This is a genomic window from Comamonas resistens (assembly GCF_030064165.1).
GTDB classification, from domain to species: domain Bacteria; phylum Pseudomonadota; class Gammaproteobacteria; order Burkholderiales; family Burkholderiaceae_C; genus Comamonas; species Comamonas resistens.
Genome location: NZ_CP125947.1, coordinates 647,511 through 663,524, shown reverse-complemented (window position 1 = coordinate 663,524; position 16,014 = coordinate 647,511). Strand labels below are relative to the sequence as shown.

The following is a 16,014-nucleotide window of genomic DNA, read 5'->3' as shown; positions in this document are numbered from 1 at the left end:
AGCATCAAAATCGCCTCAAACGCTTATCCACCAAGCGCTATCCGCTACAGCTAAGATAGTACGCACATCTTTACCGATTGCTCTCCATGCCCAATGCTATTGAACAAGCTGCCCAACGCCCTTTGTACATCGGACTGATGTCCGGCACTTCGCTGGACGGGGTGGACGGCGTCATCGTGGACTTCAGCCAGAGGACGCAGGTCATACTGCACGCGGGCTGCAGTTTTGATAGCTCACTGCGTGCAGAACTGCTGGCTCTGAACAGCACCGGAGGCAGTGACGAGCTGCATCGCGCCGCACTGGCGGCCAATGCTGTTGCCCGCCACTACGCGCAGGTCGTGCAGCAGTTGCTGCGGGCCAGCGGCCTGCGAGCCGGGCAGATTGCCGCCATCGGAGCCCATGGACAGACCGTGCGCCACCGCCCACAGATGTTCGACGGCACGGGCTATACCCTGCAACTCAATAGTCCCGCACTGCTGGCCGAGCTCACAGGCATCTCCGTTGTGGCCGATCTGCGCAGCCGCGACGTGGCGGCCGGCGGCCAGGGTGCCCCCCTGGTGCCAGCCTTTCACCAGAGTGTGTTCGGCAAGCCAGGGGAAACGGCTCTGGTGCTCAATATCGGCGGCATCGCCAACCTCAGCGTGCTGGAGGCCGATGGCTCGGTACTGGGCTTTGACACAGGCACCGGCAATGCACTGCTGGACGGCTGGTGCCTGCGCCACACGGGACAGCCCTATGATGCCTGCGGTCAGTGGGCAGCCGGCGGCCAGATCCTGCCTCAGCTATTGGCCGCCATGCTGGCCGACCCCTATCTGGCACAGACCCCGCCCAAAAGCACGGGCCGCGACCTCTTCCATGCAGACTGGCTGGAGCAGCACCTGCAGCGGCATGCCAGCCAGGCCGCGCCGGTGGATGTGCAGGCCACGCTGACCGAATTCACGGCCGCCAGTTGCGCCGATGCTGTCCAACGCTTTGGCAAGGGAGGCTCCGAGCTGCTGGTCTGCGGCGGCGGTGCATTCAACACCTATCTGATGCAGCGTCTTGCCGCCTTGCTACCGGGCGTCCAGGTCGGCAGTACGGCGCAGCGCAGCCTGCCCCCTCTGGAGGTGGAGGCTGCGGCCTTTGCCTGGCTGGCACGTCAGTGCCTGCTGGGCCTGCCGGGCAATCTGGCCAGCGTCACAGGTGCACGCGGGCCGCGCATTCTGGGAGCCATCTACCCGGCCTGAGAACGGTTACGGATATCCATCAACATGCTGTTGCAGAGGCCGCTGCACACGTATGACAGAATATCGTAACAACTCGCAACCCTCACGAGGCCCGACCCAGCTTCCATGCCCCGCACCTTCGTCCATCTGCATGCCTGGCGCCTTCGCGGCCTGATCCGCGCCACAGCCTGGGCCGCGGTCTGCATGCTGAGCGCTGGTGCGCCTGCGAGCCGGGCCGAGCTGGGTACGCAGACGGCACGTCCCCAGGTACTGGTGCTGATGTCCTACCACCCCGGGCACAGCTGGGAAGACCGGATTCTGGCCGGCCTCAATGAATGGGGTGGCAAAGGGATGGCCAAGCCGGTCTTCCATACCGAATGGATGGACACCAAACGCTACCCAGGCACGGAGCAGCGCCAGCACCTGGCCCGCTACCTGACAGACAAATACGCGCACCAGCGCTTCGACCTGATTGCCACGGTCGATGACAACGCGCTTGAATTCGTGGCCCGGCAAAGCGCTCTTTTCGACGGCACGCCCGTGGTCTTCAGCGGCATCAATGGGGACCCCGCCCAGATCGTCGGCGAACGCCCCAAGGTCACAGGCATTCTCGAGCGCTTCGACCTGACGCGCACGCTGCGCATCGCCCTGTCCCTGCATCCGGGCACCCGGCGCCTGATCTTCATCACGCCGCAGGACGAAACGGGCATCGAGCTGCGCAACGGGGTGGACACCACCCTTGCGCTGCTGCCGCCCGGCCCTCAGGCGGAGCACTGGATCGCCCCCGATCTGTCGCGTATCGGCGAGCGCCTGCAGCACCAGCACCGGGACACACTGATCTTCGTGCTGGGCTCGATTCCAGCGCTGGCAGGCCAGCCCCCACTGGAGCCCGAGGAAGTGACGGCCTTTGTGCACGAGCGCACTCAGCTGCCCGTGTATTCCGACCTGGACACCTCGGTCGGCCATGGCAGCGTGGGCGGCTACATGAACAGCGGACTGGAAACCGGCCGGCTACAGGCCTCCATGGCCCAGCAGATACTGGCCGGCCGGGCGCCTTCGCAGATTCCCTATGTGCGTGAGACACCGCTGGCCCTGCTGTTCGACTATCAGGAACTGCAACGGCTTGGCGTGAACACCCGACACCTACCCGAAGGCAGTGCGCTGCTCAACGAGCCTGTGTCGATCTTCGACTCCGAGTACCGTCAACCGCTGATCGGCTTTTCACTGGTCATGGCCCTGCTGCTGGCCAGTGCGGCCATCCTGGTCATACGCAGCCGCGTGCTGGCCGAGCGCCAGCGCGCCCTGCACTATCAGGCCACGCACGATGACCTCACGGGACTGCCCAATCGCCACGGACTTCCCCCGCTGCTGCTGCAGGGCGACCGCAATGCCGCCGGCGACCAGGAGCATGTGGCGCTGGTGATGCTGGGACTGAACCGCTTCAAGCTCATCAACGACACCTATGGCCATGCCTTCGGCGACGCCATCGTGGCCGCCATGGCCGAGCGGCTGCGGCACTGGCGCACGGAGCGCGAGGCCCTGGTGCGCTTTGGCGGCGACTCCTTCGTCATCGTCTCTCATTTTCGCGGTGAGCCTGCACTTGAGCATCTGCGCACACGCTGCGAAGCCCTGTTCAGCCAGCCCTTCATCATCAATGGCCAGCGCATTCCCGTCACCGCGGCCTTCGGCATGAGCTCGGCGCCTTTGAGCGCACTGGACCCCGAACGGCTGCTGCGCGAGGCCGAAACGGCCATGTACGAAGCCAAGCGCAACCGCAGCACACAGGTCGTGGCCTTTGACTGCCGCATCCATGTGCGTACCACGCGCCAGTTCCAGATCGAAGCCAGCCTGCCCGATGCCATCGCGAATGGCGAGATCGAGGTCTACTTCCAGCCCATCATGGATACCGTCCGCGACTGCATCGCGGGCTTTGAGGCGCTGGCGCGCTGGCAGCACTCCGAACTGGGCGCCATACCGCCGCCCGAGTTCATCCGCGTTGCCACCGAATCGGGCCATATCGGCGCGCTCACGCAATGTGTGCTGCGCAAGGCCTGCGCTGCCTTTCTGCCGCACCTGAGCAGCCCCGCCCAGCCCTATCTGGCGGTGAACGTTTCGGTCAGCGATATCTACAGCGGCGAATTCCCCGTGCAGCTGGCCAAGACGCTGGCCAGCCTGGACATGCCGGCCAACCGCCTGGTGCTCGAAGTGACCGAGGACATGCTGCTGGGCGACGAACAACTGGCGGCCCAGACCCTGGCCCAGTTGCGCAGCCAGGGCGTGCGCATTGCCATCGACGACTTCGGCACCGGCTACTCCTCCATGAGCTATCTGTCGCACTACCAGGTTCACATCATCAAGATCGACCGCAGCTTCGTGCGCAACCTCGCCACCAGTGCGCAGGATCAGAAGATCGTGCGCGCCATCATCTCCATGGCCGCCGATCTGGACCTCAGCGTGATCACCGAGGGCGTGGAGACCCAGGAACAATCGACCCTGCTGCGCAGCATGGGCTGCGTGCTGCAGCAAGGCTATGTGTTCAGCCGCCCGCAGCCGGCTAGGCAATGGGCCGGAGTGACCGGTCTGCCGGCCACGGCCGAATAGAGCACTGCAGCCCCACATCACCGCAAAAAAGAAAAGGGAACGTGCTGCCACGTTCCCCCCCTGCGCTTTCTCGCGCTTCTCCTCAGCCCGGGTTGACCCGGGACTCCCTCTTTATTGGCTTATCCGCCGATGTAGATGAACTTGAAAAGGAACACGCCACCAATCAGCCACACCATCCAGTGCACTTCCTTGCTCTTGCCGGTGAGCAGCTTGAGCACGGCGTAAGTGATGAAGCCGAAGGCCAGACCGTTGGCCACGGAATAGGTGAAGGGCATCAGCAGTGCTGTCACGGCAGCCGGTACGGCCTCGGTGGTTTCATCCCATTCAATCTCGGTCAGCTCCCTGAGCATCAGGCAAGCCACGAAGAACAGCGCCGGAGCCGTGGCGTAGGCAGGTACGACACCCGCCAGAGGCGCCAGGAACAAGCAACCCAGGAACAGCACGGCCACGGTCAGAGCCGTCAGACCGGTGCGGCCACCTGCCTGCACGCCAGCAGCGCTTTCCACGTAGGCGGTGGTGCTCGATGTGCCCAGCAGCGAGCCGGCGAAGATGGCGCCGGAGTCAGCCAGCAGCGACTTGTTCAGTCGCTCCATGCGGCCCGGCACCAGCAGACCGGCGCGCTTGGCCACGCCCATCAGCGTGCCTGTGGCGTCGAACAGTTCGACCAGGAAGAACACCAGCACCACGTTCAGAATGCCACCCGACAGCGCGGACTTGATGTCCAGTTGCAGGAAGGTGGGAGCAATCGATGGAGGCGCCGAGAAAATGCCCTTGAACTCATTGCCGCCGAAGAAGAACGAAGCGACGGTCACCGACACGATACCGATCAGGATGGCGCCGGGAACCTTGAGGCGGTCCAGCGTCACGATCAGCAGAAAGCCCAGCGAAGCCATCACCACCTGAGGCGTGTGCAGGTCACCCAGCGTCACAAAGGTCGCGTCCGACTTGGCCACGATGCCGGCGCTCTTGAGCGCGATCAGTGCCAGGAACAGGCCGATACCCACGGTGATCGAGATCCGTATGGACTGCGGTATGCCCTTGATGATCAGCTCCCGCAAGCCAAACAGCGTCACGATGAGGAACAAGCAGCCCGAGACAAACACCGCGCCCAGAGCGGCTTGCCAGGTGAAGCCCATGTGCAGCACCACGCCATAGGCGAAGTAGGCATTGAGGCCCATGCCCGGAGCCAGCGCGATCGGGTAGTTCGCGTACAGCGCCATGATGGTCGTACCCAGGGCCGCAATCAGGCAGGTAGCCACGAAAACGGACCCCTTGGGCATCCCCGCATCCCCCAGAATCGAGGGATTAACGAAGATGATGTAGGCCATCGTCAGGAAGGTTGTCAAGCCGGCAATCAGCTCGGTTTTTACATTGGTGCCATGCTCATTGAGCTTGAACACCCGTTCGGTCCAGTTCATCGCAATTGTCTCCGTGTTGTTTTCGCATGCGGGGGCGCAACGGTTGAGAAAGCGCCCAGGGGTTGAGTGCCGGACCATAGGCCCGGCACAGGGCATGACGGCTTAGCTAAGGCCGCCATGGACTCCGGTTCGCGCACTGATGCGCGGAATATGAATGAGAGCGCTGGAAGCTCAGGCCTTGCCGGCCTGCACGGCGTCCAGGGCTCGCAAAATGGCCTCGGGTGTCGCCGGCGCACGCAGCGGCGGGTTGCAACTGGAGCTGCCTACGGATGCCACGGCATCGCGGATGGCAAAGAACACCGAGAACGGCAACAGCAGCGGCGGCTCGCCCACCGCCTTGCTGCGGTGGATGGAGTCCTCGAAGTTCTGGCCTTCGAACAGGCGCACGTTGAACACGGGCGGGCAGTCGTTGGCCGTGGGAATCTTGTAGGTGCTGGGCGCGTGGGTGGTGAGCTTGCCGCTTTGCGGATGCCAGACCAGCTCCTCCGTGGTCAGCCAGCCCATGCCCTGGATGAAGGCACCCTCGACCTGGCCGATATCCACGGCCGGATTCAGCGACTTGCCGGCATCGTGCAGCACGTCGGCGCGCAGCAGCTTCCATTCGCCGGTCAGTGTGTCGATCACCACCTCGCTCACGGCTGCGCCGTAGGCGAAGTAGTAGAACGGCCGGCCCTGCATTTTTTCCCTGTCCCAGGACAGGCCGGGTGTGGCATAGAAGCCATCGGACCACAGCTGCACGCGGTCGAGGTAAGCCTCGCCCACCAGCTTCTCGAAGGGAATGGTCTGGCCGTTGACCTGAACCTGGTCGTTGGCAAAGCGCACATCTTCCGCCTTGCCGCCGTAGCGGTTGGCCGCACACACCGCCAGACGCTCGCGGATCTGGCGCGCCGCATCCTGCGCCGCCTTGCCGTTGAGGTCGGCACCCGTGGAAGCAGCCGTCGCCGAGGTGTTGGCCACCTTGGTTGTATCGGTGGCCGTGGCTCGCACACGGCTGAAGCTCACGCCCAGCTCGTGCGCCACCACCTGGGCCACCTTGGTGTTCAGCCCCTGGCCCATCTCGGTACCGCCATGGTTCACCAGCATGGAGCCGTCGGTGTAGATATGCACCAGGGCGCCGGCCTGATTGAAATGCTTGACGTTGAAGCTGATGCCGAACTTGATGGGCGTGAGTGCCAGCCCGCGCTTGAGCACCGTGCTTTGCGCATTGAAGGCGTTCACGGCTTCACGGCGGGCGCGGTAGTCGCTGCTGGCTTCCAGCTGGCCGACCAGATCGTGGATCACGTTGTCCACCACCGTCTGCTGGTAAGGCGTGACGTTGTTGCTGTCGGTGCCGTAGAAGTTCACGCGGCGCACGTCGAGCGCATCGCGGCCCAGATTGCGGGCAATCGTTTCAATGATGTTTTCGATGGCAATCGCGCCCTGCGGACCGCCGAAGCCACGGAAAGCCGTATTGCTCTGCGTATTGGTCTTGCCGCAGTAGCCATGCATGGACACGTCGGGCAGCCAGTAGGCATTGTCGAAGTGGCACAGCGCACGCGTCATCACCGGTGCCGACAGGTCGGCCGAGTGGCCGGCGCGCGAAACCATGGAAATCTCCGCACCCAGGATGCGGCCGTCATCGTCGTAACCCACTTCGTATTCGAACCAGAAGCAGTGGCGACGGCCCGTAATCATGAAGTCGTCGTCGCGGTCCAGACGCAGCTTCACGGGACGGCGCAGGCGCGTGGCCGCCACGGAAGCCACGCAGGCAAACAGGGCCGACTGCGACTCCTTGCCACCAAAGCCACCGCCCATGCGGCGGCATTCCACATGCACCATATGCGAATGCACACCCAGGGCATGGGCCACCAGATGCTGCATTTCGCTGGGGTGCTGGGTGGAACAGTGCACATGCACCGCACCATCTTCCTTGGGAATGGCGTAGCTGATCTGGCCTTCCAGATAGAACTGCTCCTGACCACCGAGGTCGAAGGTGCTCTTGAGACGGTGCGGAGCCTTGTCGATGGCCGCACGTGCGCCGCCCTCGTTGGTGCTTCGCTCCAGGTGCATGGGGGGCAGCACATACTGGCCCAGCTCATGCGCCTTCTGCGGCGTCAGCACGGGCGCGGCCTCGGTGATCGTGGCCACGCTCTTGGCCAGGGCGGCCGCGCGGCGCGCGGCGTCGCGGTTGCGTGCAATCACGGCGAACAGGGGCTGGCCCACGTAGCGGATCTCGCCATCGCACAGGATGGGATCGTCGTGGATGATGGAGCCGCAGTCGTTGACGCCGGGAATGTCGGCTCCCGTGATCACGTCCACCACATCGGGCATGGCGCGCACGGATTCCAGCGCCAGGGCCGTCAGGCGACCGTGGGCAATGGGCGACAGGCCCAGCGCGCAGTGCAGCGTGCCGTCGAGCTCGGGCAGATCGTCGATATAGGCGGCCTCGCCGGCCACGTGCAGGTGCGCCGACTCATGGGGACGGCTGATGCCCACACGGGCGCCGACCTGCAAGGCATGGGCCTCGGTCTTCACATCGATGCGGGACGCCGTGTTTTCCAGGTAGTGGGCAAAGGCTTCGGCCGACTGGGTTGCGACGGCGGGAGCAATGGGTTCGCGGAGGTTGTTCATTTCAGGCTCCTACAGTCTCAGACCACGACATGCGGCATGACGCTCCAGACGCTGGTCTCGGCAATCGAGACCGGCTGCTGGGCACGGGTTTCCAGCCACAGACGCTGGATCAGGTTCTGCGCCACCTGCAGGCGGTAGTCGGCGCTGGCGCGCATATCGGACATGGGCTTGAAATCCTCGGCCAGCGCGGCCTTGGCGGCGTTCACGCTGTCCTCGTTCCAGGCCTTGCCGAGCAAGGCAGCTTCCGCCTTGGCACCACGCTTGACCGTGGCGGCCATACCGCCAAAGGCCAGGCGCACGGTCTTCACGATCTCGCCGTCGAGTTCAATGGAAAAGCCCGCGCACAGCGCCGAGATGTCGCAATCGAAACGCTTGCTGATCTTGTAGGCCCGCACCTGGCGGCTCATCACATGCAGCGGAACCGCCAGGCCCTGGACAAACTCGCCGGGCTCCAGCTGGTTCTTCATATAGTCCAGATAGAAGTCCTGCAGCAGCATGCGGCGCACGCGCGCGCCCTTGCGCAGTTCGATCTGCGCATCCAGCGACATCAGCACCGGGGGCGAGTCGCCGATCGGCGAGCCGTTGGCCACGTTGCCGCCCATGGTGCCCGCATGGCGGATGGGCATGGAGGCAAAGCGCAGCCAGACGTCGGTCAGGCTGGGGAAGCGCTGCACCAGCGCGCCCCAGGCCGCTTCCAGCGAAGCCGCAGCGCCGATGTACAACTCGCCGCCTTCGGCATCGGGTCGTTCCTCGACGCGCTTCATCTCGGCCACATCGCCCACGTAAATCATGTCGCCCAGGTCGCGGAACATCTTGTTGACCCACAGGCCCACGTCGGTGGAACCCGCAACAATGCGCGCCTTGGGCTTGGCTTCGCAGATGGCAGCCAGCGCATCCAGCGTGCGCGGCGCGTGGAAATGGTCGGTGCGAGCGTTTTGCGTGGCCGCGTAGTCGAACGAGTCCACGCCCTTTTGCTGCTCCTGCAGGCCTTGCAGCGCGGCCACCACGGGCGCGGCGTCCAGGCGCACGGAAGGCAGGTCGAACATGCGCTGGCCGGCATCCAGAATCGGGCGGTAGCCCGTGCAACGGCACAGATTGCCCGACAGCTCATCGGCCAGTTGCTGGCGTGTAGGCACGGTGCCCTGCTGCTGGTGGTGCTCGTAGGCCGACCACAGCGACATCACAAAGCCCGGCGTGCAGAAGCCGCACTGCGAACCATGACAGTCCACCAGCGCTTGCTGCACGGGGTGCAATGCATTGCCATTTGCCTGGCTGTGGCCGTGCGCATGAGCGCAGGCGCCGCCGGATTGACCGGCCTTGCCCGGGCACTGGCCCTTGAGGTCTTCGACGGTGAACAAGGCCTTGCCCTGCAGGCTGGGCAGGAACTGGATGCAGGCGTTGACGGTCTGCAGACGCAGGCCGTTCACGGCGTCCTGTGCGCCGGGCTCGGCCAGCTCGGCGATGACCACGGTGCAGGCGCCGCAATCGCCTTCGTTGCATCCTTCCTTGGTGCCGGTGCAGTGTGCGTCCTCGCGCAGCCATTGCAGCACGGAGCGAGTGGGATGCGGGCCTTGCACCTCGACCACTTCTCCGCGATGGAAGAAGCGTATGGGTTGTGTGTTATGGCTATTGCTCATGATCGTGGGACTGAAATGAGAAGGTATGCCTGCATGCAAGATGTATTCCACGCACAGCATTTGTCAATATGGCAAGACTAAGCCTGCCGTTGCAGCTTCTCATATGGCGGCGCTCATAGCGGCTATGTAGCGCTGCATATATCCACGACCAAAATCAAGGGAGAACCCGGAGAAAACACCCCACACCCCGGGTAAATACCGAATCAACGTTTCGCTTCCGGCAAAAGGTTGATTCTCAATATTGATAGCTGCTCACGCCATTCATTAGTGCATTTGCGCGTGTATTTTCTCTGAAATCCCTATGAATTAAGCGCTTGCAGCTATCAAATTCAATTGTCACCACCATCGGGGGCCGGACGCACGGGTTCGTCGCTGTCGAGCTGACTGAACACCAGGGTCGCCGCCAGCGTCATCAGGGCCACGGTCACAAAGGTCGCGCGAATGGCCAGCATGCGCTCATCGGCCTGGCCTGGCCACATCTCGCTGAAGCCCGTGAGCAAGGCACCCGCCAACGCCACGCCCATGCTCATGGCCAGCATCTGCACCATGGACAGCAGGCTGTTGCCGCTGCTGGCAAATTCGCCCTCCATGTCCTTGAGCGTGACCGAGTTCATGGCCGAGAACTGCATGGAGTTGAAGCCACCAAAGACGAACATCTGCACCAGCAGCAGCCAGATCGGCATGCCCGGCGTCACCAGACCGAAGGAAGCCAGCATCAGCGCCAACATCACCGAGTTGACCTGCAGCACCCGCTTGTAGCCAAAGCGCTGTACGGTGCGCACCGCGATGCGTTTGACCAGCATGCTGCCGGTGACGGTGGCCAGCATCATCATGCCCGCATTCATGGGCGACATCTGCAGCCCTATCTGCAGCAGCAGCGGAATCAGAAACGGCGCCGCGCCGCTGCCGAAACGGGCAAACAGATTGCCCAGCAGCCCCACGCGCAGCGAGCGCACCTTGAACAGCTCCGGCGCAAACAGCGGCTCATCCACCCTCAGCGCATGCATCCAGTAGCTGGCCAGACTGGCCAGGCCAAACACCATGAGCACCACCACCAAGGCCATGCCCAGCCCCATGCCCGAGAGGCCATCGAGCGCCACCGAGATGGCCACCATGCCAAACGCCAGCATGGCATAGCCCGCGCCGTCAAAGCTGCGCACCACTATCGGTGCATTGCGCGGAAACCAGCGCCAGGTGGCCCACAGGCCGATCAGCCCCACAGGCACGTTGATCCAGAAGATCCAGTGCCAGCTCGCATACTCCACCATCCAGCCGCCCAAGGTTGGGCCCAGCAGCGGCCCCACCTGCCCCGGAATGGCAATAAAGCTCATGGCACGTATGAACTCGCCGCGTGGATAGGTGCGCAGCACGGCCAGCCGCCCCACGGGCAGCATCATGGCTCCGCCCACACCCTGGACCACGCGGGCCGCGATCAGAAACGGCAGGCTGGGCGAGAGCGCACACAGCACCGAGCCCAGCACAAACAGGCCGATCGCCCAGCCATAGACACGCCGCGTGCCGAAACGGTCGGCCACCCAGCCCGTGGCAGGAATCAGCATGGCGGTGGTCAGCGCATAGGCCACGATGACGGACTGCATCTTCATCGGGCTCTCGCCCAGTTCCCGCGCCATGGCGGGCAAGGCCGTGTTGAGAATGGTCGCGTCCAGCGACTGCATGAAAAAACCGATGGCCACCAGCCACAACAATCTCTCTTTATGGGGTGCACTGCCGTGCATGACGGGTATTTCACCCATGGGCAACTCCAAGAAGGTCCAGCCGTAAAAACAAAAAAGCCGCTGGCAGGCAGCGGCTTAAATGGAGTGCACACACCAGACCTTGGCGGCTGGCGTGCAAGCAGGCATGGGGTTCAGACCGAGAAGCTGGAGCCGCAGCCGCAGGTGGTTGTGGCGTTGGGGTTCTTGATCACGAATTGCGCGCCTTGCAGGTCTTCCTTGTAGTCAATCTCCGCGCCAACCAGATACTGATAGCTCATGGAGTCGATCAGCAGCGAGACACCGTTCTTGGTCATGGTGGTGTCGTCGTCGTTGGTGATCTCATCGAAGGTGAAACCGTACTGGAAACCCGAACAGCCACCACCTTGCACGAACACGCGCAGCTTCAGATCAGGATTGCCCTCTTCGGCAATCAGGTCGGCCACCTTGGCAGCAGCGCTGTCGGTGAAGACGATGGGGGAAGGCATTTCAGTGGTCGTGGTTTCAGCAACGGCGCTCATGGCAGTACTCCGTAGGTTCTTGATTGCCCGAAATGGTACAGCAAGGGGCTCGGGAATTCAGACCATATTTCTTTGTCGCCAGAGCAAGTGGGGGCATTGCCCAAGGCCGGCAATACAGGTGCATGCCGCGAAAGCAGCGGGCATGAACAAGGCACCCTACGCTTGCTCACTGCGTGTAGCCGCTGCCCCTCCAAGAGGGGTATTTTTCATCTTGGGGCGGCCCGGCGATGAAAAAAGGCACCCCACGCTTGCTCACCGCGTGTGAGCCGCTGCCCCGGAGTTTTCATCTTCGGGCGGCCCGGCCATGAAAAAACCGCCCGGAACTTGCGTTCGGGGCGGTTTTCGCGCAAAGACTCCGAAGAGTCTTTCGGGCTGGGAAACGAATTAACGCTTCGAGAACTGCTTGGCGCGACGGGCACCACGCAGACCAACCTTCTTACGCTCGACTTCACGGGCGTCGCGAGTCACGAAGCCGGCTTGGCTCAGGACGGGCTTCAGCGCTGCGTCATAGTCGATCAGGGCACGGGTCACACCGTGACGAACTGCACCGGCTTGGCCGGATTCGCCGCCGCCGTGCACGTTCACTTGCACGTCGAATGTTTCCACGTTGTTGGTCAGCACCAGAGGTTGCTTCGCGATCATGATGGAGGTTTCGCGGCCGAAATACTGCTGAATGTCCTTGCCATTCACAGTGATCTTGCCGGAGCCCTTCTTCAGGAACACACGAGCGACGCTGGACTTGCGACGGCCGGTGCCGTTATTCCAATCACCAATCATCTAGGTCTCCTTAAATTTCCAGAGCCTTAGGCTGCTGTGCGGTATGGGGGTGCTCGGCACCGCCGTACACCTTCAGCTTCTTGATCATGGCGTAGCCCAGGGGACCCTTGGGCAGCATGCCCTTGACGGCCTTTTCCAGAGCGCGGCCAGGGAACTTAGCCTGCAGGTCGCGGAAGTTGGTAGCAGTGATGCCACCGGGGAAACCGGAGTGACGGTAGTACACCTTGTCCAGGTTCTTGGTACCAGTGACCTTGAGCTTGGAGGCGTTGATGATGACGATGTAGTCACCGGTGTCAACGTGAGGTGTGTAAATGGCCTTGTGCTTGCCGCGCAGACGGAGTGCCACTTCGCTGGCGACACGTCCGAGCACCTTATCGGTGGCGTCAATCACAAACCACTCGTGTTGCACCTCAGCGGGCTTTGCGCTGAATGTAGACATGAGTTTTCTCTTTCAAGAAGGTTTGGCGGTCCCTTTTCCGCGGTCGGTGCTTCTTCTTGAAAAGACGGATCTTTAAAGGAAGCCTCTTAGGCGGGGTTACTCAAACCGAAGTCCAAGCCTTCGCCGCGGGAACCATAAAATCGCTGCGAAGCCCGCCATTATACGAAAACGCCGGAATCTGCGCGTTTTTGTTCAGCAGCCTGTTGTGAATCAGCCCGTCAGGGCCGTTCTCCACTCTGCACACAGGCGCCAACAGCCTTTAAAGACCACAGGGTAAAAAGTGCTGTTCCCCTCTTGCCCTGCTGGTTACCATCCGTCTCTATGTTCAGTTACCGCCACGCCTTCCATGCAGGCAATCATGCCGACGTGCTCAAGCACACCGTGCTGATTGCCACCGTGCAATACCTCATCCAGAAAGAGGCGGCACTGACGGTGCTCGACACCCACGGCGGTGCGGGCCTGTACCGCCTCGACGGCGACTACGCCAGCAAGAGCGGCGAAGCGGCAGACGGCGTGCTGCGCCTGGCCGAAGCCAAGGAAGCCGAGCTGGCACCGGTGCTGCAGCAATACATGCAGATGGTGCGCCACTTCAACCAGGGCAATGCCGTGCGCAACTACCCTGGCTCGCCCTTCATCACCCAGGCGCTGCTGCGCGGTCATGATCGCCTCAAGGCCTTCGAGCTGCACCCCACGGACATGCGCTCGCTGACCGGCAACATGGCCCAGCTGGAAGTGCCACGCCAGGTGGCCGTGCTGCTCGAAGACGGCTTCGAGGGCGTCAAGAAATTCCTGCCCCCGCCTTCGCGTCGTGCCCTGCTGCTCTGCGATCCCAGCTATGAACTCAAGAGCGACTACGGCCGCGTGCTGGACATGATGACGGACAGCCTCAAGCGCTTTCCCACCGGCACCTATGCCATCTGGTACCCCATCATTCCCCGCCCCGAAGCCCATGACCTGCCCAAGCGTCTCAAGACCATGGCCAACAAGGCCGGCAAGAGCTGGCTGCATGCCACCTTGACGGTCAAGAGCAACAAGACTTCCGAGCGCGGCGGCCTGCCCGCCAGCGGCATGTTCCTGATCAACCCGCCGTTCAATCTCAAGGATCAGCTCAAGCCCGCCATGCCGCAGCTCGTCAAGCTGCTGGGCCAGGATGAGAATGCCTCCTTCACTCTGGAGTCGGGCGGCAAATAAACATCCGCAAACATCAATAAAAAAGGCGCTGCAAGCGCCTTTTTTCATTGCCGGGCCGCCCCAAGATCAAAAACGCCCCTCTTGGAGGGGCAGCGAATCACACGCAGTGGAGAGCGTAGGGAGCCATTTTTCATTTCGAGCATCAACGACGCTTAGGGTGCACCTTGGTGCTGACCTTGCGCTTCTCGACCTTCTCGATCTTGGTGCGAGACACCCTCTTGCCCTGGCGGGCTTCGGTCACCAGCACGTCGGGGCAGCTGTCCTCGTTCTTGTTCAGACGCCAGATCTCCACGGGCTTGATGCCCAGGCCCATCATGCCCAGCTCTTTTGCAGCCGCCTTGCTGAGATCGATGACGCGTCCTGGCGCAAATGGCCCGCGGTCATTGATGCGCACTACCACCGACTTGCCGGTGACCGCACTGCGCACACAGACCCTGGTGCCGAACGGCAGACTGCGGTGGGCCGCCGTCATTTCATTCAGGTCAAAGCGCTCTCCGCTGGCCGTACGCCGCCCATGGAACTGCTCACCATACCAGGATGCCTGGCCCTGCTGATCACTGTCGCGCGCCGGGGCCTTGAGTTCGTATTTGTCGGGATCGTCCGCGTCGACACTCGCCTCCACGGGCGGGCGCGTCGCCCTCACACCCAGACCTCTGTCCTTGTAGCGGCTGTTGATGTAGTTGTCGACCTGAGGCGGCATGGCCCCGAGCTCCATCAGATCAGGGGGCCCCATCAGGCGCGAGGACAGGTCATAGCCATCCACCCCCAACTCGGTCGTGGCCACGCGTTTTGCAGATTTGGCAGGGCTGCCGGAAGTCTTGGCGGCGGAGCTCAGCGGTGCGGGGTCGGCCCCCTCCCGTTCAGTCGTGGGTGCACAGCCAGCCATTGCGACGGTAAAAGCGCCGAGGGCCAGCCATTGGCACAGGCGCCAGCAGCGGTTCATGCGAAACATGGGCGGATAGCCTCCTTGATCTCGTCAAGTGAGTGCCGCCCAAGACTGGCCCACAGGGGCCAGCACGCAGATGCTCAAAGCCCGAGTCGGTCGCAGATCTCCAGAGTGGCGACGCTCTGGTTCATCGTATAGAAGTGCAGCCCTGGAGCCCCCTGGCTGCGCAACTGATCACATAGATGGGTCACGACATCCAGACCGAACGCACGAATGGATGCTGTGTCATCTCCGAACGCCTGCAGACGCAGACGAATCCAGCGCGGGATCTCGGCACCGCAGGCATCCGAGAAACGCATCAGCTGTGTGGAACTGGTGATAGGCATGATTCCGGGAACGACGGGAGTCTCAATCCCCAGGGCCTTCACCTCATCCACAAAGCGCATGTATGCGTCGGCATTGTAGAAGTATTGCGTGATGGCGGAATCTGCACCAGCGCGCACTTTAGCAACAAATGCTTCAAGATCGCTGCGTGGGGATTTTGCCTGGGGGTGGGTTTCCGGGTAAGCCGCCACTTCGATATGGAACCAGTCGCCAAACTCCTGTCGCACGAATGCCACCAGATCGCTGGCGTAATGGAACTCGCCACCCAGGCCATAACCGCTGGGCAAATCACCGCGCAGGGCCACGATGCGCTTGACGCCCATGGCCTTGAGCTCGCTGAGTTCGGCTCGCACTTTTTCGTGGGTTGCACCGATGCAGGAGAAGTGGGAAGCCGCAGCCACACCCTCGTTCTGAATGTCGCGCACCATGGCAAAAGTGCCGGACTGCGTGGAGCCGCCTGCACCGTAGGTCACGGAGCAGAACTGAGGCTTGCGCGCATACAGGGCCTGACGCGTAGCCACATGCTTGGCAGCGCCTTCGGGCGTCTTGGTGGGGAAAAACTCAAAGCTGATGGGAAAACTCATGGCTGCTCTTGTCTCTGGATTCTGTAGATCTGGCTAAGGCTTGCAGGCC

12 protein-coding genes are annotated in these 16,014 nt (G+C 62.6%); 3 read left to right on the top strand and 9 right to left on the bottom strand.

The genetic code is table 11. The features are described 5' to 3' along the window. The first annotated feature begins 86 nt into the window (after nucleotides 1-86). Nucleotides 87-1,226: an anhydro-N-acetylmuramic acid kinase gene (locus QMY55_RS02995; protein ID WP_283487222.1), complete on the top strand. Its 1,140-nt coding sequence runs from the start codon at nucleotides 87-89 to the stop codon at nucleotides 1,224-1,226. Nucleotides 1,227-1,331: 105 nt separating this feature from the next. Further along, on the top strand, nucleotides 1,332-3,806 hold the full coding sequence (locus QMY55_RS02990) for a putative bifunctional diguanylate cyclase/phosphodiesterase (RefSeq protein WP_283487221.1): 2,475 nt from the start codon (nucleotides 1,332-1,334) through the stop codon (nucleotides 3,804-3,806). A gap of 119 nt (nucleotides 3,807-3,925) precedes the next feature. Here QMY55_RS02990 and QMY55_RS02985 read toward each other — a convergent pair whose 3' ends face one another. The 7 genes from QMY55_RS02985 to rplM form a co-directional block, all read right to left on the bottom strand. Continuing rightward, complete coding sequence (locus tag QMY55_RS02985; protein WP_283487220.1) at nucleotides 3,926-5,224, bottom strand: NCS2 family permease; 1,299 nt, start codon at nucleotides 5,222-5,224, stop codon at nucleotides 3,926-3,928. Nucleotides 5,225-5,395: 171 nt separating this feature from the next. Continuing rightward, entirely contained in the window at nucleotides 5,396-7,834 is a 2,439-nt protein-coding gene (xdhB, locus tag QMY55_RS02980) for a xanthine dehydrogenase molybdopterin binding subunit (protein WP_283487219.1), read from the bottom strand. A 17-nt stretch (nucleotides 7,835-7,851) separates the two neighbouring features. After that, nucleotides 7,852-9,471: a xanthine dehydrogenase small subunit gene (gene xdhA, locus QMY55_RS02975; RefSeq protein ID WP_283487218.1), complete on the bottom strand. Its 1,620-nt coding sequence runs from the start codon at nucleotides 9,469-9,471 to the stop codon at nucleotides 7,852-7,854. 329 nt (nucleotides 9,472-9,800) lie between these two features. Continuing rightward, nucleotides 9,801-11,225 (bottom strand): multidrug transporter subunit MdtD, encoded by a 1,425-nt coding sequence (mdtD, locus tag QMY55_RS02970; protein ID WP_283487217.1) that lies wholly within the window; start codon nucleotides 11,223-11,225, stop codon nucleotides 9,801-9,803. Nucleotides 11,226-11,338: 113 nt separating this feature from the next. Continuing rightward, nucleotides 11,339-11,704: an iron-sulfur cluster insertion protein ErpA gene (erpA, locus tag QMY55_RS02965; protein WP_158385348.1), complete on the bottom strand. Its 366-nt coding sequence runs from the start codon at nucleotides 11,702-11,704 to the stop codon at nucleotides 11,339-11,341. A 384-nt stretch (nucleotides 11,705-12,088) separates the two neighbouring features. Beyond that, nucleotides 12,089-12,481 carry a 30S ribosomal protein S9 gene (gene rpsI, locus QMY55_RS02960; protein ID WP_283487216.1) on the bottom strand — a complete coding sequence of 131 codons (393 nt, stop codon included), beginning with the start codon at nucleotides 12,479-12,481 and terminating at the stop codon, nucleotides 12,089-12,091. Nucleotides 12,482-12,491: 10 nt separating this feature from the next. Further along, entirely contained in the window at nucleotides 12,492-12,920 is a 429-nt protein-coding gene (rplM, locus tag QMY55_RS02955; protein WP_003059004.1) for a 50S ribosomal protein L13, read from the bottom strand. Nucleotides 12,921-13,241: 321 nt separating this feature from the next. Between rplM and QMY55_RS02950 the strand changes: the two genes are divergently transcribed. Beyond that, a complete protein-coding gene (locus QMY55_RS02950) occupies nucleotides 13,242-14,111 on the top strand; it encodes a 23S rRNA (adenine(2030)-N(6))-methyltransferase RlmJ (RefSeq protein WP_283487215.1) in 870 nt (289 codons plus the stop codon). A gap of 142 nt (nucleotides 14,112-14,253) precedes the next feature. Here the strand turns inward: QMY55_RS02950 and QMY55_RS02945 are convergent, their stop codons facing one another. Then, a complete protein-coding gene (locus QMY55_RS02945) occupies nucleotides 14,254-15,054 on the bottom strand; it encodes a septal ring lytic transglycosylase RlpA family protein (protein ID WP_407650680.1) in 801 nt (266 codons plus the stop codon). A gap of 83 nt (nucleotides 15,055-15,137) precedes the next feature. Beyond that, entirely contained in the window at nucleotides 15,138-15,965 is an 828-nt protein-coding gene (gene metF, locus QMY55_RS02940; protein WP_283487214.1) for a methylenetetrahydrofolate reductase [NAD(P)H], read from the bottom strand. Between the last annotated feature and the right edge of the window lie 49 nt (nucleotides 15,966-16,014).

Excerpts from the sequence above, each read along its gene's own strand:
- QMY55_RS02995 (WP_283487222.1), top strand. The coding sequence starts at position 87 with ATGCCCAATGCTATTGAACAAGCTGCCCAACGCCCTTTGTACATCGGA.
- QMY55_RS02990 (WP_283487221.1), top strand. The coding sequence starts at position 1,332 with ATGCCCCGCACCTTCGTCCATCTGCATGCCTGGCGCCTTCGCGGCCTG.
- QMY55_RS02985 (WP_283487220.1), bottom strand. The coding sequence starts at position 5,224 with ATGAACTGGACCGAACGGGTGTTCAAGCTCAATGAGCATGGCACCAAT.
- xdhB (WP_283487219.1), bottom strand. The coding sequence starts at position 7,834 with ATGAACAACCTCCGCGAACCCATTGCTCCCGCCGTCGCAACCCAGTCG.
- xdhA (WP_283487218.1), bottom strand. The coding sequence starts at position 9,471 with ATGAGCAATAGCCATAACACACAACCCATACGCTTCTTCCATCGCGGA.
- mdtD (WP_283487217.1), bottom strand. The coding sequence starts at position 11,225 with ATGGGTGAAATACCCGTCATGCACGGCAGTGCACCCCATAAAGAGAGA.
- erpA (WP_158385348.1), bottom strand. The coding sequence starts at position 11,704 with ATGAGCGCCGTTGCTGAAACCACGACCACTGAAATGCCTTCCCCCATC.
- rpsI (WP_283487216.1), bottom strand. The coding sequence starts at position 12,481 with ATGATTGGTGATTGGAATAACGGCACCGGCCGTCGCAAGTCCAGCGTC.
- rplM (WP_003059004.1), bottom strand. The coding sequence starts at position 12,920 with ATGTCTACATTCAGCGCAAAGCCCGCTGAGGTGCAACACGAGTGGTTT.
- QMY55_RS02950 (WP_283487215.1), top strand. The coding sequence starts at position 13,242 with ATGTTCAGTTACCGCCACGCCTTCCATGCAGGCAATCATGCCGACGTG.
- QMY55_RS02945 (WP_407650680.1), bottom strand. The coding sequence starts at position 15,054 with ATGAACCGCTGCTGGCGCCTGTGCCAATGGCTGGCCCTCGGCGCTTTT.
- metF (WP_283487214.1), bottom strand. The coding sequence starts at position 15,965 with ATGAGTTTTCCCATCAGCTTTGAGTTTTTCCCCACCAAGACGCCCGAA.